Annotated in this window: 21 protein-coding genes; 12 read left to right on the forward strand and 9 right to left on the reverse strand. The window is 59.8% G+C overall.

What is annotated here, in order from left to right; translation table 11 throughout:
• Positions 1 to 37: 37 nt before the first annotated feature.
• From P9L99_05475 to mnmE, 4 genes are all read right to left on the reverse strand, one after another.
• Complete coding sequence (locus P9L99_05475) at positions 38 to 1201, reverse strand: hypothetical protein (protein MDP8222791.1); 1164 nt, start codon at positions 1199 to 1201, stop codon at positions 38 to 40.
• Positions 1202 to 1236: 35 nt separating this feature from the next.
• Positions 1237 to 1608: a hypothetical protein gene (locus P9L99_05480; GenBank protein ID MDP8222792.1), complete on the reverse strand. Its 372-nt coding sequence runs from the start codon at positions 1606 to 1608 to the stop codon at positions 1237 to 1239.
• Between the two features lie 306 nt (positions 1609 to 1914).
• Positions 1915 to 3396 (reverse strand): hypothetical protein, encoded by a 1482-nt coding sequence (locus P9L99_05485; protein ID MDP8222793.1) that lies wholly within the window; start codon positions 3394 to 3396, stop codon positions 1915 to 1917.
• Entirely contained in the window at positions 3393 to 4748 is a 1356-nt protein-coding gene (mnmE, locus tag P9L99_05490) for a tRNA uridine-5-carboxymethylaminomethyl(34) synthesis GTPase MnmE (protein MDP8222794.1), read from the reverse strand. Before mnmE ends, P9L99_05485 begins: the two co-directional genes overlap by 4 nt.
• Before the next feature lie 69 nt (positions 4749 to 4817).
• Between mnmE and rsmG the strand changes: the two genes are divergently transcribed.
• Entirely contained in the window at positions 4818 to 5432 is a 615-nt protein-coding gene (gene rsmG, locus P9L99_05495) for a 16S rRNA (guanine(527)-N(7))-methyltransferase RsmG (GenBank protein MDP8222795.1), read from the forward strand.
• A gap of 212 nt (positions 5433 to 5644) precedes the next feature.
• On the opposite strand, the gene P9L99_05500 is transcribed toward rsmG, so the two are convergent.
• The 3 genes from P9L99_05500 to P9L99_05510 form a co-directional block, all read right to left on the reverse strand.
• Positions 5645 to 6376, reverse strand: a complete 732-nt coding sequence (locus P9L99_05500; protein ID MDP8222796.1) for a hypothetical protein — start codon at positions 6374 to 6376, stop codon at positions 5645 to 5647.
• A 262-nt stretch (positions 6377 to 6638) separates the two neighbouring features.
• Positions 6639 to 7382 carry a DUF4190 domain-containing protein gene (locus P9L99_05505; protein MDP8222797.1) on the reverse strand — a complete coding sequence of 248 codons (744 nt, stop codon included), beginning with the start codon at positions 7380 to 7382 and terminating at the stop codon, positions 6639 to 6641.
• Positions 7383 to 7730: 348 nt separating this feature from the next.
• A complete protein-coding gene (locus tag P9L99_05510) occupies positions 7731 to 9212 on the reverse strand; it encodes a hypothetical protein (GenBank protein ID MDP8222798.1) in 1482 nt (493 codons plus the stop codon).
• 473 nt (positions 9213 to 9685) lie between these two features.
• Here P9L99_05510 and P9L99_05515 point away from each other — a divergent pair, with 473 nt between their 5' ends.
• Positions 9686 to 9856, forward strand: coding sequence for a hypothetical protein (locus P9L99_05515; protein MDP8222799.1), 171 nt, complete (start codon positions 9686 to 9688; stop codon positions 9854 to 9856).
• Here P9L99_05515 and P9L99_05520 read toward each other — a convergent pair.
• Both P9L99_05520 and P9L99_05525 read right to left on the reverse strand, forming a co-directional pair.
• Positions 9846 to 10628, reverse strand: a complete 783-nt coding sequence (locus P9L99_05520) for a DUF4190 domain-containing protein (protein ID MDP8222800.1) — start codon at positions 10626 to 10628, stop codon at positions 9846 to 9848. The two genes, P9L99_05515 and P9L99_05520, sit on opposite strands and share 11 nt — an antisense overlap.
• 303 nt (positions 10629 to 10931) lie before the next feature.
• Entirely contained in the window at positions 10932 to 11162 is a 231-nt protein-coding gene (locus tag P9L99_05525) for an amphi-Trp domain-containing protein (protein MDP8222801.1), read from the reverse strand.
• Between the two features lie 213 nt (positions 11163 to 11375).
• Between P9L99_05525 and P9L99_05530 the strand changes: the two genes are divergently transcribed.
• The 10 genes from P9L99_05530 (at position 11376) to atpH (ending at position 21428) form a co-directional block, all read left to right on the forward strand.
• Complete coding sequence (locus P9L99_05530) at positions 11376 to 13862, forward strand: hypothetical protein (GenBank protein ID MDP8222802.1); 2487 nt, start codon at positions 11376 to 11378, stop codon at positions 13860 to 13862.
• 28 nt (positions 13863 to 13890) lie between these two features.
• Complete coding sequence (locus P9L99_05535) at positions 13891 to 14940, forward strand: hypothetical protein (protein MDP8222803.1); 1050 nt, start codon at positions 13891 to 13893, stop codon at positions 14938 to 14940.
• Between the two features lie 162 nt (positions 14941 to 15102).
• The gene (locus tag P9L99_05540; protein MDP8222804.1) at positions 15103 to 15909 is read left to right on the forward strand and encodes a ParA family protein; all 807 of its coding nucleotides are present in this window, start codon (positions 15103 to 15105) and stop codon (positions 15907 to 15909) included.
• Positions 15902 to 16780: a ParB/RepB/Spo0J family partition protein gene (locus P9L99_05545; GenBank protein ID MDP8222805.1), complete on the forward strand. Its 879-nt coding sequence runs from the start codon at positions 15902 to 15904 to the stop codon at positions 16778 to 16780. Before P9L99_05540 ends, P9L99_05545 begins: the two co-directional genes overlap by 8 nt.
• Positions 16781 to 16921: 141 nt before the next feature.
• Positions 16922 to 17431, forward strand: coding sequence for a polymer-forming cytoskeletal protein (locus P9L99_05550; protein MDP8222806.1), 510 nt, complete (start codon positions 16922 to 16924; stop codon positions 17429 to 17431).
• 48 nt (positions 17432 to 17479) lie between these two features.
• Positions 17480 to 19303, forward strand: coding sequence for a sodium:proton antiporter (locus P9L99_05555; GenBank protein ID MDP8222807.1), 1824 nt, complete (start codon positions 17480 to 17482; stop codon positions 19301 to 19303).
• Positions 19300 to 19875 carry a hypothetical protein gene (locus P9L99_05560; protein ID MDP8222808.1) on the forward strand — a complete coding sequence of 192 codons (576 nt, stop codon included), beginning with the start codon at positions 19300 to 19302 and terminating at the stop codon, positions 19873 to 19875. The genes P9L99_05555 and P9L99_05560 overlap by 4 nt, the downstream gene beginning before the upstream one ends.
• 16 nt (positions 19876 to 19891) lie before the next feature.
• Positions 19892 to 20323 (forward strand): ATP synthase F0 subunit B, encoded by a 432-nt coding sequence (locus tag P9L99_05565; protein MDP8222809.1) that lies wholly within the window; start codon positions 19892 to 19894, stop codon positions 20321 to 20323.
• The gene (locus P9L99_05570) at positions 20320 to 20895 is read left to right on the forward strand and encodes an ATP synthase F0 subunit B (protein MDP8222810.1); all 576 of its coding nucleotides are present in this window, start codon (positions 20320 to 20322) and stop codon (positions 20893 to 20895) included. The genes P9L99_05565 and P9L99_05570 overlap by 4 nt, the downstream gene beginning before the upstream one ends.
• A complete protein-coding gene (gene atpH / locus P9L99_05575) occupies positions 20892 to 21428 on the forward strand; it encodes an ATP synthase F1 subunit delta (protein ID MDP8222811.1) in 537 nt (178 codons plus the stop codon). The genes P9L99_05570 and atpH overlap by 4 nt, the downstream gene beginning before the upstream one ends.
• The last annotated feature ends 11 nt before the right edge of the window (positions 21429 to 21439 follow it).

The raw sequence follows: 21439 nt of genomic DNA on the forward strand, positions 1-21439 counted from the left end.
CTCCTTCGCCCCCGCAACCTTAGTGTCTCGATATGATCTATTCCCAAGTCCCTTCGGTTACACCATTACGGCCGGCCCAATAGACCCAAACGAGTTTATATACGCCTTCATCAAGCGCCGCGTCGCGCAAGCGCTTGTAAACCGACGACGCGACCCAATCGTGGGGATTCGCGCCATCCCATATATCGAAAATATCGCTCACCGATAGACCCGCCTTGCTGTGCATATCCCACCAAAAATTGAGCCAATCCCATTCAACACCACGATTATCATGTGTTCCATCGCAGCCACCAAGCTTGTTAGCCAAGATTCCAGGGCTTTCACAGTCGTAATCCTTGTAGCGGCAATCGTTATCGTATTTATCGTTCCAAATCGCCGCTGCATAGAAATGGGCATTCCCCTCAACGGCCGCAGCGGTTTGGTACTCCCGACTATCCATATGGTGAGGATGATCTATGGATAGGCAATTGTTTTCGCCTTGGTCTCCATAATTGCAAACAGCACTTTGGTCCCCGTCTCTTTTCCAGCCGATTAAATGACCCAATTCGTGAATAATCGTAAATTTGCTGTTGCGGCCTTTGTCTTCAGGAAGACCGTCTTTGTACGGCGCATCGAGGAATATTCGACCGTTTGACATACAACTGCCGCCACTCGGGCAATCTTGCGTGTAGAAATAGAAATTGTGCTCACTAAGGCCGGCGCGACGTTGATCGACGGCATAACTCGCGGCGGCGAGGATGTTCGTTTCGTGCACGTTGTTGATAATCTCATAGGTATATTGAGCGGTTCCGTTGAAGCTAGGTACAAAAGCCCAATCGACCGTTTGTTGGTGATAAACGTCTTCCGGATAGTGTATATACACTTTCACCGTATTGTCATAAGAAACACGCGAGTGGCTGTATAAGCGGACCTGATAGCTTTCGGTCGACGACAATGACAGGGTCGGCGTACATCCGGTGTCTTCGTCCACGTACGCCAAGTACACAACGTCGCCCCCGTTTTCACTGATTTTAGCGCGAATGCCGCGCGCGACTTTGTCGGAATTGTTGATCCAGTAGTCGCCTTGGGACACGGTCGAGCCGTAATCCACTTCAAGCTCGAAGCAAAAGTTGACGTTATAAGTTGCGGCGTGGGCGGCGTGAGCGGTGGTGAAAGCAACGAACAACGCCAGCGCGAACAGCAACCAAGATTTACGCACCATCATCTTCTCCTTACGTATCATATACATAATGGTTTTCACTGTACAACCGCTTCCGGTTCCGCGATGTAAACGCCCGACGCGATGAAACCGGTTTCCCGGGCGTTCTCCGGATCGCCGCGCGCGTCAATGAGCGCCTGCACACGGTTCAGTTCGGCCGCCGTGGTGACGCCGCGCGGGAAAAGCACGGCAAAGGTTTCGTAGTCGTAGATTTCGTGCGGCGCGGGGCCATCACGAACAACGAGGTACCGGTGCGGCAACGACAGGCTGTTGCCTAGCGAACCATCCTCGTTGACCACAACCGCGTCACCGCGAATCCGCGTCGGATACGCAAGCTGGCGTTCGTGCATATCGAGTGCCTCGCGCAGATCCAGAGGTACTGCCACGTCCTCGCTAGGTCCAACCTCCACCAGACCTTCCCAGATGGTTCGGACAAGCGCCCCAAGACGCGCCACGATTTGCGAAGCTCGTAAAGCGACCAACGGGAGCGGTCGCGGTGGCAACATCGTCGTCGGATGCAGGCGGTCCCAGCACCGGACCTTGTCCGGCTCGCAAAGCGACCAGCGGGAGCGGTCGCGGTGGCAACATCGTCGTCGGATGCAGGCGGTCCCAGCACCGGACCTTGTCCGGCTCGCAAAGCGACCAGCGGGAGCGGTCGCTGTGGCAACATCGTCGCCGGATGCACGCGGTCCCAGCACCGGACCTTGTCCGGCACCTCAGCCTTCCGGATCAATACGAAAGCCGCCGAGGCAACTGACGGCCAGGAGGTGGCGGCCGTCGCAGTCCCAGTTGACCTTGCGCAAGGGCGAACCGACGAACCAGCGGCGCGTGATTTCGCCGCCGGGCAGCGCATGCTCGATGAGGATGCCGTCGAAGTAGTTCCACGCGAAAAGGCGGTCGCCCGCCGGGTCGACCAGCACCCCGCGCACGCCGCGCTCGGTGGGGAAGCGGCCGCGCTCGGCCAGCGTTTGCAGTTCCAGCACCACGATGCGGCCCAGCACGGTGGAGGGCGCATAGACCAAGCCGCGCGGTCGGTCGACGGCCACCTCGAGAAAGCCCAGGTCGACCAGTTTGGTTTCGGCCAACACTGCGCTGTCGGCCACCCGTACCCGCCGCAGCCGCCGCCCGGGCCAGGCCGCCTCGCTGATCAGCACCTCCTCGCCCGACAAGGGGATGCAAGCGCCCGGCAGGCGCATCGGCAGGTGGCCCGCGCCGGCCAGGGTGTCGGCCCGCCCCAGGTGGCAGTAGCCGGATTGATCTTCGATCATCGTGATCAGCCCGCTTTGCGGATCGAGGCGTAAGTCGCCGATAGTAAAGCGCATTAGCCGCGGCCCGCGCCGGGAATCGCCGGTGCGCACGTCGATTTCGTGGATGTAGCCCTTGGGCCCGGTGTAGAGCTTGCCGTCGTGCACGGCGCTTTTGATGCTGGCGTCGCCCAGCAGCACCATCGTGCGCGTTTTGCCGTCCGGATCGAGGAAACCAAGCCGCTTGGACGGGGCATGCGGAGTGACGACCCGCACCCCCGAAGCCGGGTCGCACAGCATTTCCATGCGGGTGGGCGGCAAATCGAGGCTGGTTTGGTTATCGAAGAGTTTTTCGACGCCGTCCTGCGCGACAATGCGGCCTAATTCCGAGGCGTTACACGGCAGGTTGCGGGCCGCCAAGGGAGGCGTCAGGGGAAGCAGCAGGGCCAGGATGAAAACCGCCAGCGGGCGGGCGTTCGCCTCGGGTCGCAGCGCAAAAAGAGCCAGCGTCGCCGTCGCCAAACCCCATAGAATGACAAAGGATATCGACGACGACGGCTGCCGCAACAAGGGCACAATCACCGCGGGCAACGCGGCCAGCATCCAGAGCAAAACGCAGATCAGTCGCCGGCGCCGGTCGGCAAAACGCAACGCCAGGGGCGCACCGAACGCCAGCGCCGCCACGGCGGGCGACCACGGCGAAACCAGCGTAGCTAAAGGGGAAATCAGCACGGCGAAGGCCAGCAGCGGGTAGAGCAACACGCCGCGCAGCACCGGGCGAATGCGGCCCGGCCCCGCCAGCGTCGCCGCCACCGCCCCGACCAGGAGGGGCAGCAGAATCAGATCGTCGCGGAATTGCAGCGCAATATAGAAAAAGAGGTAGACGATGCCGCTGGTCGCAAGGCCGTCAATGAGGTGCGGCAACCAGCGGTCGAGGCGTCCGGGCTCGCTCATTTTCCGACACAGAAGCGCGCGAACAGCGCATCCAGCACATCATCGGCAGTGGTCTCGCCGAGGATCTCTCCCAACGCGGTCGCGGCGTCGCGCAAATCGGTGACCACCAGCTCGATTCCGACACCGTTTTGTGTTGCAGCGGACGCTGTTTGGAGTCGATCGGACGCTATTTCGGTCAGATTTTTGTGCCGAATGGTCGCCAATAGCGTCTCCGACGCATCCTCCGACACGCCCAAATCGACCACCAGGCGCTCGCGCAGGGTGTCGATGCCGGTGCCTTCGGTGGCCGAAACGGTCACGTCGCCCAGGTCGGCGAAGTCGGTCGACGGGGCGCGCAGGTCGACCTTGTTCCAGACGATCAGCCGCCGCTCGGGCAGCTCGGCGATCAGCTCGCGGTCGGCCTCGGTAACCCCCACCCCGCCGTCAATCAGATAGATGACATGGTCCGCTTCGGCGACGGCCTGCCGCGCTAGTTCGATGCCCTGCTGTTCCACGTCGCCGGCATGGCGGCGCAGCCCGGCGGTGTCGATCAGGCGGACAGGGATCCCGTCGATGACGACTTCGACCTCGACGCGGTCGCGGGTCGTGCCCGCCTCCGGGTGAACCAAAGCACGGCGCGTTCCGGCCAGGCGGTTGAGCAGGCTCGACTTGCCCGCATTGGGCCGCCCGGCGATCGCCACTTGCGCGCCTTCGGCCAAGGCGCGGGCTCGTTGGTGCCCGGCCAGCAGTTCCGCCACGCCGGCTTGCGCTTGTTCGACCAGTGCCCGCAAGCGGGCTTGATCCACCTCGCCGATATCCTCCTCGGGGAAATCGATTTCGGCCTCGGCCAGCGCCATCGCTTCGATCAAGACGTTGCGCAGTTCGGTCACCTTGGCCGACAGCGCGCCTGAAAGCCGCCGTTGCGCCGCACGAGCCGCCGCGAGGCTGCGGGCTTCGATGAGGTCGGCAACCGCCTCGGCTTGGGATAAATCCATGCGCCCGGCCAGGTACGCGCGACGGGTGAACTCGCCGGGTTCAGCCAGCCGCGCCCCGCCCGCGAGCAGGGACTCCAGCGCCGCTTCGACGATCGCGGGGTTCCCGTGAAGCTGCCACTCGACGACGGGCTCGCCGGTGTAGCTGCCGCCGGCGGGGAAGTAGACGCACAGGGCTTCGTCGAGCGTTTCGCCCGTGGCGTCCAGCACGCGCCCGAGCACCATTTGCCGTGGCGGCGGTTCGTCCATGGAACGGTGTGGCGCAAAGCGCGACCAACCGATCGCCAGGGCGTCGGGGCCCGACAGACGCACCACGGCAATGCCCGCCCGGCCGCGGGCCGTGGCCAGTGCGCAGATGGTATCGCGATTGCTGGGTAGCATGGCGCCAAGTTTGCCTCACCCGCCCGCGCTTGCCAAGCTGCTGTGCTCGCAGTAGGGAGAGGTATGTTCATGACCTTTGCCGAAGCCTTCGCCTTGCACGGGCCCGCCGCGGGTTTGCCGCCGGAGTCCGCAGAGCCCCTCGGCACCTGGCACCGCATGCTCACGCGCTGGAATCGCAAGACAAACCTGACGCGGGTGATCGCGCCGGAGGCGGCGCTCATCTATCACGTGCTCGATAGCCTGCCGCTGACGCGGGCGATACCGGCCGGCGCGGCGCTTTTGGATGTTGGGTCCGGCCCGGGTGTGCCGGGTTTGATCGTGGCGATTCTGCGGCCCGACGTGCACGTGACTTGTGCCGAGAGCGTTTCGAAAAAGGCCGCGTTTCTCGTGCAGGTGCGCGGCGCGCTGCAACTGGCCAACGTGCAAATCGAAAACGGCCGCGCCGAGAAACTTGACACCGCCTTCGATTGGATCGCCGCGCGCGCGGTGGCCGAGCCGGCGAAGCTGGCCGACGAATTCGGGCACTTGCTCAATCCGGGTGGCGTACTGGCGCTGTTTTTGGCGGCGACCGCCGCGCCTTCCCTGCCGGAGGACTTTACCGCCGTGAAAACAGTGGACTACGAGTTGCCGGGCGGCTTCGGCCACCGGCGGCTGGTGTTGGTTGCGCGGACAGAAAGCGAATAATTAAGTATCGTGTCCCGCTATTTCCCATTTCCGCGATTCTGGGCGATCACGATGTCGTTGACGGCATGCCCCCATCCCGCTTTGTTTCACGCCTCACTCAACTCATGGAGAGCGCCTACGGCTTGTCTTGTCAGTAAGCGATCGGGGGCTGGTGTTGGCCACGCTCGGTAGCGTCGGGTAATCGCCGATGGGGCGGCCGAACGCTGGAATTTCTATATACTGTCCCCGGAATTTCCCAGTGCGTTGATTATCTGTGCCATTCCCTGCCCAGCGTACTCTCCCCGGAACTCCTTTTCGGCTAGAGTAATAATCGCAGCTAAAAGCTCGTCCATTTTTATGGTTTCGGGCATATAACACTCATCCTTGTACTCCTGTAGTGCAGTTTCCAACTCTCCTGGTAAAACACCTTTCTTATACGTAACCGTGATTTTATCAGCTATTGTGGTGAAGTTACTTTCATCGAACATTCGACTAAGGAGAATAATGAGATTCGTTGCAGTTTGAAGGTTAGTGGAAACAGCGATGCTTAACTTTTTCGATACTCGAATTAAAGGAACAAGGTCAGACAGTGCAATTCCTTTATCTGCGGCGAATCTGATTCCCTCGGACAGTTTAATTGGGTCATATGAATACCCCTTCTGGCATTCTTTTTGTATTCTGAACATTTCTTTTTTTGACACACCATCATAATGCACTTGTGCTGTAACCAAGTTTTCTTCTACGGCAACGTATTGTTTGGCCGTATAAATCAGGACAAGAAAAACGACTGCCACGACTAGTATTACCAGGGAGACAGCGGTGAATCCGTTTATCGCCATTGAAACCGATATGAGGTTGCATGCAAGTACGGTTATTGGGAAAGCCTTGAATGGCGACCTCTTAATCCAACCATAGATGCTTGCGATCGCACTGATGACATTTATTACAAATATAATTTCGACCAAAAAGAGACCCCTTCGTTGCATTATACCCTTTTTACCAGATAATTACCAGCAATAATTTAAGGAACATCCATAACCGCGTGAGTCAAGGGCCTTCGTCGAAAGCCTTTTCTATGTTGTGCGTGCGTGCGTGCACAGACACCCATTCGCACCGAGTTCCAAGGTATGGGAAGCAATTCGCGATGTGAGACGCCCATTCAGCATAACGGCGCGAGCGACGTGTCGTCCGCCGTCGATTATAACTCCGGCGTGAGAAATTTCTTTTCTAGTCCGTGAAATCATACGTCCTATCGCCCTTGGCATGCCGTACAGTGAATGTGTAGCCGCTCGAGGTGCAGACACCAAAATCGAAAGTCACGCCCGGATCATCAGTAAGGTTTTTGTCCCAGGCGAGCAGATCGCCCAAGTTATCAGCATACGTTGCATTGTTCACGTCTCCGCTGTTCTGGTAATACAACTCCTGGACGATTTTTGCGTTGTACCCCGCGCTCTGAGCCGAAGCGTTATAAGCCTTGCCGCGGAGTTGCACAAAGTTTGGAATCGCGATTAGCGCCAAGAGACCCACCGGCAATATCGCACATTGAATCCACCCGATGATAATGCCGGCGGTTGCCCAGCCGCGGCCTTCATACTGCTGCGGATTGTCGTCAATCAGGCGGCGCGCCTTGTAGCCGAGTATTAGCCCGACGATTCCCAGCATAAAGCACGAGACCATTCCGACGACGCTGCAAACAAATGACCCGATGGCCAAACCCGATGTGGTCCTTGGTCGGCCCGGCACGTAGCCGGTCGGCGGTGAATAGGAACCCGACGCCCCTGGTTGCTCCGCCGCTGCGGAAGACGGTGCCACAATGGGTCGTGCCAGAATGTCTTTCGCCGTTCGCCAAGCGTTTGCCGTGTGGTCATAAACAGCGGTGTTCGCTTGGATCTGGCCTGCCCGCATCATTTCTGCTAGGGCCGCAATGTCCCGTACGGGAATATCCTTATCGCCCAATCTTACTGTAAACATCGACGACCTCTTCTTAGAAATATGTGTGCCTTATGTATACTTCTTTCTGTTACAAAAGAAAATACGTAAACGCCGCTTGCTTTTTCCGGAGCTCGACATTCGTGGAGTCCGAGCGACGCCCTGAGTTCGAGTGTCTTGTCGCGACTTGTCTTTCTGCGCACTGCGGCGGGCCAACGTGCGGATCGAAAACGGCCGTGCTGCCGCTTCGGCGGCTGGTGTTGATCACGCGGGCAGAAGGCGATTAATTAAGTATGGTGTCTCCATAATTACCCATAATTAGGATTTCATTGCCGGATGAGTTTTAGCAAGCGACAGACGGGATTTCGCTTGGTCTAATCTTCCGCTAACTCAGCAGCCGCAGCAGCTGTCGTCATCATCGTCGTCGTCGTCGTCGCCGCCGTTGTCGTCATCGTCGTCGTCGGTGGTGGTGTCGTCGTCAACGTTGTCGGTATCGTCGTCGTCGTCCAAATTGACGTCGTCGGCGTCGTTGACGCCGTTGATGTAGCCGAAGGAAATGCGCATGAAGGTGCCGGCGGGATGGTGGAGGACGAAAATGGGGTCGCTAATTTGCTGGTCGGCGGTGGTCCAACCGAAGTACGCTGCGCCCTGGGGCGGAAACTGGTCGAGTTGAAGCAGCAGGACGTCGGTTTCGCTGGACTGCACCAGGATGTCCGAGCCCTCCGTGTAGGTCGTCACTTGATCCCAGGGCTGGACCGTGCCGTTGCACTGATCGGTGTACCAGAAAAACGAAGTGATCAGCGAGTCGGCCACCGCGGCGTCTTGGAAGCAATGATTGGCGGTGTAAAAATAGGGCGTGAAGGTCTGCGCCTCGTCGAGAATCATCGTACCGGTGCACACCGCCTGGCCGTCGGCGACCTCGAACATCATCTGTCCAACCCCGTTCATGAGCTGGTCTAGCCCGATCATCTCGTTGACGAAGCAGTTCGGATCGAGGTAGCAATCGCCTTCCTTGGTCGACTGGGGCGTCAGCGAGAATTGCCGCAGGCCATAGCTGATTTTGTCGACCGTCACGTCCGGCGGGGTTTTCGACGCGGTGACAACCTCCAGAAATACGAGGTCGCCCGCGGTGATCGGTCCCCAGAAATCGACGGTTGTGGCGGTCCGGGACGGTTCGACGGTTTTGCCGAAAGCGGCGGTCGGGTCGCCGTAAACGATGACCGCATCGGCGGGATTGATGTTAAAGCGCGTGAAGTGCAGGCGCAATGTTTTGGCCTGTGGGGCGCGCAGGGCAATGCGCCAGGAAGTGAGGCCCTGTCCGTTGTCGAGGTGTTCCCAAAGGTCCGGCTCGAAGGTGGGAACTGCAACGTGCACGCCGGTCATTTGGCGTTTGATGTTGGCGCGGGACATTTCCGCGAATTTGCGCTGCGCGGCGTCGACGGCGTCGTCGGTGAGCACGACCGTATGCCCCGGTTGGGCGGGAAGCTGCATGGTCAGGCCGGGCGAAGTGACGGCTTCGTTCGGTTGCGCCAGGGCGTCGGGCATTATCGCCGCGTCTACTTCATGGTCGCCGGCGGCTTTGCCGCTTCCCAGGTAGTCGGAAAGCCCCAAATTCCACGATTTGCCGAACTGGCCGTAGAGGTCGTAGTAGTTGGGATCGTTCAACGGCACGTCGCAAGAGGCGTTGCCGCCGGTGAGCTGACCGGTGATCTGGCCGTCACCGTTAAGCAAGGCGGAGCCCGAGGAGCCGCCCTCGGTCGAACTATCGGTGTAAATGACCGACCACCAATTGAGTTCCTGCGCCATGGCGGCGCCGGCGACGGCGACGATCGCCACGATGGCGATAAATAAGGTTAAGACGTTCCGGTACATGAATTCCTCCTTCGCTGGGAATGGACGAGACGGACTTTGGGGCGTAATTTTATAACGATCTCTCCGACTCGTTTATCGGCAGCATATACAGGCGCCGCCGAGAGGTGCTTTCCTATTGAAGTTCAGCATAGTTCATCCGTCATTTCGGGTCAACTTTTCATGTTGGAACAGCATCCAGATCGGACTGCCCCCACAAACAGAGCCCAGCGATCGTGGTGGATTCGGGCTCGCTTATCAGGGGGCACGTGGCAAGAAGGACGAATGTGGACCGGGCGATTCGGACGCTGCGGCAGGTTGAGGTGCTGCAAGCCAAGGGCGCGACGGTGGCCGAGGCCATCATATCGTGTGCCGTCGGGTTCGGAGCTTCGATCCTTCGCCAACGGCAACAGGGTGTCGAACCAACAGAATCAGTGGTGCCTTAACTGGGTGCAGGTTACGGGCGCGAAACGACAATCGGGCGTCGGAAGACACTGGTGATGCACGCAACCATGAGCCACGATCAGAAACGGCGGGAAAAGCGCGAACGAACACCCGCAAACCTGTTGGCCGTCGTGGCCGGGCCCAAGGGCAAGTCCACCGAAAAGCTAGTCGGGCGCGCCCTGGCCGGGGCGGCCGCCGTAAAAAAGCTCTTTTCTAGTGCGTGAAATCATATGTTTCATCGCCCTTGGCATGCTGCACAGTGAATGTGTAGCCATCCGAATTGCAGACACCGAAAGCGAAAGTCACGTCCGGATCGTCAGTAAGGTTATTGTCCCAAGCGAGCAGATCGCCCAAGTTATCGGCATACGTTGCATTGTTCACGTCTCCGCTGTTCTGGTAATACAACAACTGGGCGTTTCTTGCGTGGTACCCCACGCTCTGAGCCGAAGCGTTATAAGCCTTGCCACGGAGTTGCACAACGTTTGGAATATGGATTAGCATCAAGATTACCACCGGAAATATGACACATTGAATCCACCCGAGAATGATGGCGGCGGTTGCGAAGCGGCGGCCTTCGTACTGCTGCGGATTGTCGTCAATCAGGCGGCGCGCCTTGTAGCCGAGTATTATCCCGAAAATTCCAAGCAGAAAGCCCGAGACCATTCCGACGATGCTGCAAACAAATGCCACAATGGCCAAAACCGGTGTGGTCTTTGGTCGGCCCGGCACGTAGCCGGTCGATAGGCCGGGAACGCCGGTCGGCGATGAATAGGAACCCGACGCCTCTGTTTGCTCCGCCGCTACGGAAGGCGATGCCCCCGAGACAGCCGGCGCCACAATGGGGGGTACCACAATGTCTTCCGCCCTTCGCCAAGTGTTTGCTGTGTTGTCATATACAGCGGTGTTCGCCCGAATCCGGCCTGCCTGCATCATTTCTGCTAGGGCCGCAATGTCCCGTACGGGAATATCCTTATCACCCAATCTTACCGTAAACATCGATGACCTCTTCTTAGAAGTATGTGTGCCTCATGTATACCCCATTATATCATAAAAGAGAACACGTAGGTGCCGCTTGCCTTTTCCGGAGCTCGACATTCGTCGAGTCCGAGCGACACCCTGAGTTCGAGTGTCTTATCGTAATTTGTCTTTCTGCGCACTCCGGCGGGCTAACGTGCGGATCGAAAACGGGCGTGCTGTCGCCGGGGGCTGGTGTTGATCACGCGGGCAGAAGGCGACCAATTAAGTGTGGTGTACCCTTAATTAGAATGATCGGAGGAATTCAGGGAACTATCGCAATCTTTATTCCAGCTTCCACTTGATTTGGAATTCGATTTCCTCGTCCTTGGAGCCGCGTTCGTGCTCGATGTTGACGATCGCCCGTACCGGAACGTAGATGCGCCGACCGGCGATCTGTATCCTGAATTCTTCGTCGTTCTCCAGCGCGTCGGCGAGGCGGCGCAGCTTTTCGATAAACTGTTTTTTCGGATAGGTCTTTTCGACATCTCTTTTCCGTTTACGCGCGGTCGCCATAGGCGTTCCTTTCCGGTTGTCGCTAACTCCCGTTTTCTATACCAAACTTTAGGCCGTTCGGGGAGACGGTGTTGAAAACGTCGGCGGGCTGCCTCCCCGCGCCTTGTGGGAGAGGGGCCGGGGGTGAGGGCGAAACGCCGGCGATTTGACCGGATGTTCAAAAACCGCGACGATGCCCGTGCCGTAATAGGACCTCGGGATGGGGAGGGTATAATGCAGGTTTGGCGTTTCTTGGGTTTGTTGGTGCTGGTTTTGATGATCGTGTCGGCGGGCGTCGGCTGCGACGATGACGACGACGATGACAACAACGATGACACCACCGGCGACGACGATGACGATAACGACGACGACAACGACAATGATGACGACGATAACGACACCGCCGGGGACGACGACGATGACGATGATGAAAACCTCGCGCAGTGGCTAAAGGATCGGCCTTACCTGCAAAACCGCAGCCTGTGGGCGCAGGAAATCGACATGGCCGACCCGCCTTTGGTCCGCACCTTCGGCGCGATGGGCGTGGGCAACGGCAAGGTCTTCGGCATCTTGGGCGACCAAAGCCCCTTTGCCGGGTGGCACAACCTGGGCGGGCCGAACTACCAGAAAGATTTCAAGTGGTTCACCGACAAGCGGCCGCATTTGTACGTCGGCGACCGCGAGGCGCTGCCGCTGCGGCAGGCGATCAGCCGCGTGCGCAACTCGGCGGTGGTGATCACCGAGGCGAAGAACGGCGTTGTGGAGTGGACCAGCGTCAATTTCGCGCCGATCGGGGCCGACGACGTTTTGGCCGAAGATGCGCTGGTGAGCGTGTGGATCGTGCGCAACATCAGCCAGATGACGCTTGAGGACGTGGCGCTGCGCGTGGATTCCTACATCGGGCGTTTCGACGCGGGGCTGTTTACCGAAAGCGATTACACCGGGCGAACGCTTTCGTCCCGGCCCCTCGAAGTGGACGCGCTGGCGGGCGAAAGCGGCAAGCAGTTAGTCGTGCCGATAGGCTCGTTGACGCCGGGTCAGGAGAAGGTCGTCACGCTGCCCTTGGCCTTCACGATCGACACCAAGGATGCGGCGGGGGTTTTTGCGGCGCTTGAAAACGCCGGCCTAGATGCGCTGCTGGAGGCGACGGTGCAGTGGTGGGACCAGTGGGCGTCGCAGATCACGGTGTTCAACACGCCCGACCAGAAATTCAACGACTTGATGCAGGCGCAAGCCGTGGCGATCAAGATCAACCAGGCGGTCAGCGGCGCGGTCGCGGAGATGAGCCAATACTCCAACACGTGGCTGCGCGACCTGCATGGGCCGTCGCTTTATTACCCCCTGATCGGCCTGAACGACGATTTCAAGGACATGGTCGATTACATGTGGGGCGCGATGGTGCTGCGCGGCGGCATTCCCAATGCGATGGAAGTGGACCTGGACGTGTCGAACCTGCCCGCGCAACCGGACTGGGACAATTTGGGCGTCATGAACGGCCGCACCCGCGCCGAAAGCCCGAGCGCACTGGTGCTGGAATACGAAAACTATTACCGGGCCACCGGCGACACGGCGCCGATCATCGAGCGTTGGGGCATGCTCAAGCACGCGCTGCTCAAGCAGAAATACGTCGATGACTGTCTGCTGCATTTTTCCAGCGATGAGACCTTCGAAGATCTGATGGAGGCGGTGTTCGGGGAGAACTTCTTGGCGGAGCCCGATGAGTCCACGCTTTCGTCCTACTCCTCGCTGCTCGTGATTCGCGCCGGCCGTTTCCTGGCCGAGATGGCCGCGGACCTGGGCTACACCGACGACCAGGTCGTGTTCGAGGATTTGGTCGAAGGGGTCACCACCTGCCTGGAGGATACCTACTGGATGCCCGCTAACGGGCGCTACGCGGTCAAGGCGCAAACCGACACCCGCGAGCCCTTCGCGCAACCCTACGAAGACGTGAACACCATGCCGATCTGGCTGAGCGCCCTGCCGCTGGACAACCCGCGCGTCGTCTCGAATTTTGAGAGTACGCTGGAGATCCTGGGGCATGCCAACGGCTTGCTCTATTCGCCGCTGCCGCCTCTTTTCAGGTTGCTGATGCCGCACGCTGAAGAAGGCGTGTTAACCGGGATGAGTCACGGCTACTGGCTCAACAACCTGGACAAGATGTTCCACCCGCTGGCCGACGAAGCCTTCGCGCGGTGGCGGAACGTGTTTACGAAAACCGGCTTCACCGACGAGGCAGTGATCGTGGATGACTTTGGTCACCTGTGGCTCCTGCGTGAACCCTTCGGGGCGGTGTGCGATATCTCGGGCCGCTTCCGCAGTTGGGAATCGGGGATCATGGGCTACGCGTTCCTGTACCACCTGACCGGTATCGACGTCTCGGTGCCGGAGCAGCGCGTGGGCCTGGCGCCGCACCTGCCCGACGAATGGGACGAGTTTTCCCTCGACGGCCTGGCCTATGGGGCCGGTCGTTTCGACCTGGAAGTCAGCCGCAGCGGCGCGGCCGGGCGCATCGTCGTGGTGGCCACCGACGCCGCCTTCGACCTGGTGTTGACGGTGCCGGTGACCGGCGCGGTGACGGAGGTCTTGCGGGACGGCGCGGCGTTGCCGGGCACGGCCTACGAGGTCGAGACCAACGCCTACGGCCGCACGATCGTGCGTTTGGCGCCGATTGCCCTCACGGCGGGAGACGCTGTGGAAATCGAAGTGATCGCCGCGTTGTGAGTCGGCCGATTCGCCCAGGGGGAGGTCGTTGAGTTCACGAGATCGGAAAAGGCTGCTTGTCAGCGTCGCGTTGGGCGTGTTGCTCGGGCTGGTTGCGGTGTCGGCGTTCATGCGTTGGCAGGAGAACAGCGTGGACGCCTCGCAGGCGCGAGCGTGGCGAGCGCAAACTTCGCTTACTGAACCGTGCGCGGAAAAAAGTCCATATTTGGCCGCGTTGCGCCAGTTGCCGGATGCGCCAAGGCCGATTACTTCCGAAGAACTGCGGCAGGCCATTCGCGATAAGACGCGGCACGATGTTTCCTCGAATACCCGGTATCCCTCCCGCGAGCTGGGCACGGAAATCCTTTGGTCATTGAATTTGCGAAAGCTGTTTGAGGGCGCGCCCGGGTCGGCGCTGTCTGTACGCGTCACAGCAAAACAGGACCAGGGTTCCTATTGGCGGGAAGAATTGCGGTTGAGTGACCCCGTCGTTGGCGAGTTTTCAATGCTCTTGCTCGTTCCCAAAGCCGCGCAACCGGTTCCGGTTGTCGTCGGCCTGCACGGTCACGGAAACACGAGCAGCGGCGTTGATTTCGCGCGCGCGTTCAGGATGGACGATCTGGTGGATCGCGGTATCGCGGTGGCCGCGCCGACCTTTCGCGCCATGTGCGCCGACGAGACCGAAAACGAGGTGACTCGGGCTTATCTCGCGCGGGGCTACTGTTTCATCGGGATGCGGGTTTACGAAACGCGCCTTTGCCTGGCCTACCTACGGTCACGGCCGGACCTCGCGCCGGAGCAGATCGGTCTGATCGGCCATTCGGGAGGCAGCGCGATCGGCAATCTGGTGATTCGGCTTGAGCGGGGCATCCGCGCGTACGTCCCGGACATGACCAGTGAATACAATGCGACGCGGGGAAACCTTTTCCTCGACGAGATGTGTCCGGAGTTGTCGCCTTACGCGAGCGCCATTGCGGATTTCGACACGGCGCGCATGACAGTTTTGCCGATGCCCTATGGATTCAAAGCCCCGGTTGGCGGCAGCGATTTGCTTCCTGAGGTTTTCTCGTTTTTTGAGCGCCGGTTGTTAGCGGATTAGATAACGCGGACCGCGGCGCAAAGAGGGGATTCGTGGGCGTTGCGGCCCTTGTCGGGCGGGGTCGAAAGTGCTAAGAAAGACATCTTTGTAATCGGGGTTTTTTATCTGGGTCACCGCACCCGCGGGATGGCTGGGAATCCAACGTCGAAGGGCGTGTAAAGCATGGGCGGAATCATCGCCGTCGCCAATCAAAAGGGAGGCGTGGGAAAGACCACGACTGCGGTCAATTTGGCCGCGGCGCTGGCTATGGCCCAACGAAAGACGCTCCTGATCGACATCGACTCGCAAGCCAATGCGACCAGCGGTTTGGGTGTGGACGCGGCCGAAGTCGAAACGACCATCTATCAGGTGCTCGTCGAGGGCGCGCCGCTGCGCGACGCCGTGTGTGAAACGGCGATTAAGCACCTGCACATCGTGCCCGCCACGCGGGAATTGACCGGTGCGGAAATCGCGCTGGAACGGCGCTCGGAATGGGAGTACGCGCTGGCCGACCAGTTGCGCCCGCTGGCCCACGAATACGATTTCGTTTTGATCGACTGCCCGCCGAGCCTGAGCCGGCTGACGGTCAACGCCTTGGTCGCGGCCGACCGCGTGCTCGTGCCGCTGCAATGCGAATACTACGCGATGGAAGGCCTCTCGCAGTTGATCGATACCGTGGCCGCCGTCTCGGAGAGCCTGAATCCGGATTTGGTGCTGTTCGGCATCGTGCTGACGATGTTCGATGTCCGCACCAACTTGTCACGCCAGGTGGCCGCGGAGGTTCGTTCTCATTTCGGCGACGTGGTGTGCGAGACGGTCATTCCGCGCAGCGTGCGCCTGGCCGAAGCGCCGAGCCACGGGGTGCCGGTGTTTCTGCACGACATTCGCAGTTCCGGCGCGGGCGCTTACTTGGAGTTGAGCCGCGAAATCATCCGCCGCGCGGCGGCGGCCGGCCCGCTCGCGGCCAAAGGGGAGACGGCCCATGGCTGATCGCAAACGCGGATTAGGCAAAGGCTTCGGCGCGCTGATCGATCCCTCGCGGGCTCGTTCGGTGACCGAGCGAAAGACCCAAGACGCGGTGTTCCAGATTCCGGTCGATCAGATCGTGGCCAACCCCTATCAGCCGCGGCACAAGTTTGATGACGAGTCGCTGAAAATCCTGGCCGACAACATTCATCAGGTCGGCGTGTTGCAGCCGCTCGCGGTGCGCCGGAGTTCCGATGAAGGCCGCTTCGAATTGATCGCGGGCGAGCGGCGCTGGCGGGCGGCGAAATTGGCCGGGCTGCGGGAAGTGCCTTGCGTGCTGATCCAGGCCGACGAAGAAAACATGGGCGTGTTGTCGCTGGTCGAGAATCTACTGCGAGAGGATCTCAACCCCTTGGATGAGGCCGAAGCGTATCAGCAGTTGATCGACGGTTTTGATTTGACGCAGGAGCGAATCGCCGAGCGCGTGGGTCGCAGTCGGCCGCACGTGGCCAATACGTTGCGCCTGCTCGGTTTGCCCGAGGCGGTGCGCGTGTATATTGCGGGCGGGCAGCTTTCGGCCGGGCACGGCCGGGCCTTGGCGGCGTTGGACGATGCGGACGTGATGGGTTTGCTGGCTCGGCGGATTGTCGAGGAGCGGCTGTCGGTTCGTGAGACCGAGCTGCTGGTAAAGCGGGTGATTGCCGGTCAGGTAAAACCGGGCAAGAAGAAAACCCGGACGCCGTCGGCGCATCCTTATGAGGAGTTAGCCGACGAGTTGCGGGTTCGTTTGGGGACCAAAGTTAAGCTGACCGGCGGCAAGAACAAGGGTAAGATCGAGATTCATTATTTCGGTGAAGAGGAATTAACGCGTCTGTTTGACCTGCTTGCGAAGTGAAACTTGACGCGTTGCGGCACTTGACAAGGCGACTCGCATAGGCTACCGAAAGGCGGCGCTTGTCTGCGGGTCATATGGGTTAAACACAGGATATCGATGTTGGGACGCCAAGAGCGAAGACGATTCCCCTAGGCACCCGAAATGTTTCCCGACATCGCAGATGAGGAGGAGTCTGGGATGATGCAAGAACAACAGGACGTGGCCACGGCTGCCAAACCGAACACCTTCATTGGGAAGGGCAGTGAGTTTGTCGGCAAACTGACTTTCGAGGGAACGGTCCGTATCGACGGCAAGATCGACGGCGAGATTTTCTCGAAGGGAACGTTGATTGTCGGTCCCGAGGCAGAGGTCAAGGCGAAGATTCACGTCGACACAGTCTATATTTCCGGCTTGGTGCGGGGCAACATCTCCGCAGCTAAAAAGATTGTCATGAAGGCGCCGGGTCGGTTGTACGGCAATATTCAGACACCGACACTGGTTGTTGAAGAAGGCGTCATCTTTGAAGGTAACTGCAAGATGGACAGCGTTGCGCAGCACGAAGAGCGCGATGCGCCGGCGGCTCCGGCTTCTTCCTTCAAAATGACTTCGCCGCCGCCGTCGACAACGGCCAAAAGCACGGGCACGGGCACGAGCGACACGGACAAAGAATAAACTCCAGCGAGGATCGAGGGTCCGCTGGCCTACTTTCGTGGATGTACAGTGAAGCGCGTTTTCTTCCTCATTGCGATATTGCTGCTGTGCGTTGTCGGCTGGGCACAGGCCGATGCGCCGGATCCCCTCCCAGTGGAAACGCCGCCAACCGAAAGCCCCGCCGAGCCGGCGGCGGCACCGATTGCGGAACAGCCGCTGGACACCCCGGTCGTCGCACAACCGGCGGAGACGTTGCCGGTCGCGGCACCGGAAACGGCCCCGGCCGACGCGCCCGCCGCCGAAAGCGGTCATGGGGGCGGTCATCATGGCGTGCCGGGCGACGAGTTGTCGCTTCTGTGGGTGATTCCCTTCGCGGGAATCTTGCTCTCGATCGCGCTTTTCCCCTTATTTGCGCCGCACTTCTGGCACGAACATTTCCCGAAAATCGCCGCCTTTTGGGCCTTGGCCTTTTCGGTGCCTTTCCTGGTGTTGTTCAAGGGCCCGGCGATTTACAGCCTGCTGCACATCTACTTGGTGGACTACATTCCGTTCATCATCTTGCTTTGGGGCTTGTACACCGCCGCCGGGGCCATGATTGTCCGCGGCACGTTGCGGGGCAGCCCCGCGGTCAATTTGCTGCTGCTGCTGATCGGCACGCTGTTGGCAAGCTGGATAGGCACGACGGGCGCGAGCATGTTGCTGATCCGCCCGGTTTTGCGCGCTAACGCCTGGCGCAAGAACAAAACCCACGTGGTCGTGTTCTTCATTTTCCTCGTGTCCAACATCGGCGGGAGCTTAACACCGCTGGGCGATCCTCCTTTGTTCCTGGGCTTCATTCACGGCGTGAGTTTCTTCTGGACCTTGCACCTGCTGCCGCAGATGTTCTTCGTGGTTTCGTTGCTGCTGGCGTTGTTCTTCGCCATGGACAGCTACTATTTCCGCCAAGAAGGTCCGGCGCCGGATGACGGCGTGGCCGAGCCGGTCAAGCTCGACGGCCTGCACAACATCCTGTTCTTCGGCGGCATCATGGGGGCCGTGCTGTTCTCCGGCATGGCGAAGCTGGGGCACCTCACGGTGGGCGGCGTCCACGTCGAATACCAAAACCTCATTCGTGACGGCGTCATTGTGCTGATGGGTGTGCTGAGCATAATGTCGACGAAGAAGCAGTTGCGCGACGACAACGAGTTCACGTGGTTCCCTATTAAGGAAGTAGCATATCTATTCGCCGGGATTTTCGCCACGATTGTACCGGCGCTGGCGATCCTCAAAGCCGGGGCTCACGGCCCGGCGGCGCCGCTGATTAGCGCGGTGGAAAAGCCGTGGCATTTCTTCTGGGTCACGGGAACGCTGTCGAGTTTCCTGGACAACGCGCCGACGTACTTGACCTTTTTCACGACGGCCATCGGCAAACTGTATCCGTCGGGTATCGTGGAAAAAACCGCGGCGCAATTGCTGATGGGGCGCGAGGACCAACTCGCCGCCTTCTTCCAGCAGGTACAGGGCGACCCAGCGATGAAGGGTTACATTGCTGAGACAGCCAAGAGTCACGGCGTGGCGGCCGGAGCGATGACCGCCGAGATGTTCAGCGGCTTCAAGTACCTGCTGGCGATTAGCGTCGGGGCGGTGTTCATGGGCGCCAACACGTACATTGGCAACGCGCCGAATTTCATGGTCAAATCCATCGCCGAAGAGGCGGGCGTGACGATGCCGTCGTTCTTCGGCTACATGCTGAAATATTCGTTACCGATACTGGTGACCTCCTTCGTGGTCGTCACTTTTGCTTTTTACGCCGGCGACGGCGCAATCAACCTGGCGTTACGTTACGGTGTGCCGGCGGTGTCGATCACTTACATTGTGTTCATGCTTTTGTTCCAGCGAGGTGGCCGGCGATGAGCAAAACCTACGTCGAACTGTTGATTGAAGGCCCGGATGAATTCGCCCGCGGTTACGTAAGCGGCTTTGTGGCGGCCCGCGGCTCCCACGCGGAGTTGATTTTCGACAGCGACGCCGGATTCGCCGACGACGGCTTTCTGCAGAAAATCAAGGAAGCACTGCATATCTCGGCGCATATCACGCACTGCATTGTAGACGAGGAAACGGCGCAGCTGGTGCGCGAGGCCACCGACGCCACGGACGAAAGTTTGTTGACGATTCGCTCCGACCGCTTCATCACCTCGGCGTCGTTCGCTTACGAGTTCGAGATTTTCAACCGGGAAAACGGCGCGAAGTTCCAGGCCCGCTTGGCGGATCTACCCGCGGGCGTCGCTCTGGAAGACCACGCGCTGGAAGAGACGCTCGACCCATCGGCGAAGGGCCCGGAACTGTTCAGCCCGGCGCACGACTACGCGCTTGCCGGCAACGGCACGGCGCAGGGGCCGATCGACAAGATTGTTTGGTTGTACAAGGAATTCGACAGCTTCGACCAAGTCGAAGCGCATCCGATACACGTTCGTTACGCGGAATAAGGAAGGATCGCAGCGCATGGATAAAATGAACCTAACCTGGACGCTGATTGCGCAGGCGGTTATGTTCCTGGCGGCGATGGGCATTCTTTCCCGATTGCTGTTCAAGCCGATGCTCGAGGTTTTTCGCAAGCGCGAAGGGCTGACTGATGAGCCTTATGCAAAGGCGGCGCAATTGGAGAAGGATGCGGCGGAATCGCGAAAAGAAGTGGACGCGAAACTGGCGCAAGTTCGCCGGGAAACCGACGCTTTGCGGCAAGAATTGCTGAGCACCGCCTCGCAACAGGAACACGACATTCTGGGCCAAGCCCGCGAACAGGCGACCGACCTTGCCGAGGCGGCGCGTCAAGAGTTGGCGACCGCCGTGCAGTCGGCGAGCGAGTCGCTCGCGGCCGAGTCGGAGGATCTGGCTGACTCGCTGGCCAGTAAACTGCTGGAGATTCAACGATGAAGGCGGTACGGATTTCTATCGTGGCCGGCCTTTTCGCGCTTTGCGCGGCGCCCGCCCTGGCGGCCGAAGGCGAAGGTTTTATTGCCGAGCATCACCTGCTGATCGAGAACCTCGCCGCGGTATTCAACTTCGTGATCTTCGCGTGGGTTCTGTTGCGTTTTGCCGGCCCGAAAGTGAAGGCGATGTTCCAGTCCGGGGCCGACGCTTACCACGTCAAAGTACAGGAAGCGGCGGACGCCTTGGCCGCGGCAGAGGAAGCGCACGCCCAGTGGGCGAAGCGTTTCGATGCGATGCAAGAGGAACTCGACGACGTGCGCGAGACGGCGCGCCAGTTGGCCGAGTCGCAGGCGCGGCAGATTATCGAAGATGCGAAGAAGCAAGCTGAGCGCCTTGTCGCGGACGCCGAGCGCAGCGCCGAGGACGAATTGCGGCAGTCGGTGGATCAACTTCGCGCCGAGATGGCCGACCGCGTGTTGGCGAAAGCCGAAACACTTCTTCAAGGGCGGCTGACGCCGTCGCATCAAAAGATGCTGATTGAGGAAGCGATCAAGAAACTGGAGGCCCGCCAATGAGCGCCAACGTGTTGGGACGCCGTTACGCCGGGGCGTTGTTGGACCTGGGCGTGAAAAACGCCAAGGCGGATTTGTACGGCCGGCAACTGGCGGCGGCAGCCGAAGTATTGGGCGATCCGGCGGTAAAGAAGGCGCTGTCCAGTCCGCTGTTCGACGCAAAGTTCAAGCGTGAGATCATCGACCAAGCGGCGCACGAACTACAGTTGTCGCCGACCGTAAAGAATTTTCTGCGCTTGTTGATCGATAAGCGGCGCATCACGATCTTGCAGGCCATCACGGCCAAGTACGCCGAATTGCTCGACGAACACAACGGCATCGCGCGCGCGACCGTGTGTTCGGCGGTGGAACTGGATACCGCCGCGCTGGCCCGCCTACGGGTCTTGCTGCAACGAAAAGTCGGCCGACGCATCGAATTAACCGCCCACACCGACCCGTCGGTGGTAGGTGGGTTGCGGGTGCAAGTCGGTTCCAAAGTATATGACGCGACGATCGCCAGTCACCTCAGGCGGCTTCGCGAGAAATTGAAACACTAGGTCGAGGGGAT

The sequence above is a fragment of the Candidatus Lernaella stagnicola genome (assembly GCA_030765525.1).
GTDB classification, from domain to species: Bacteria; Lernaellota; Lernaellaia; order Lernaellales; family Lernaellaceae; genus Lernaella; species Lernaella stagnicola.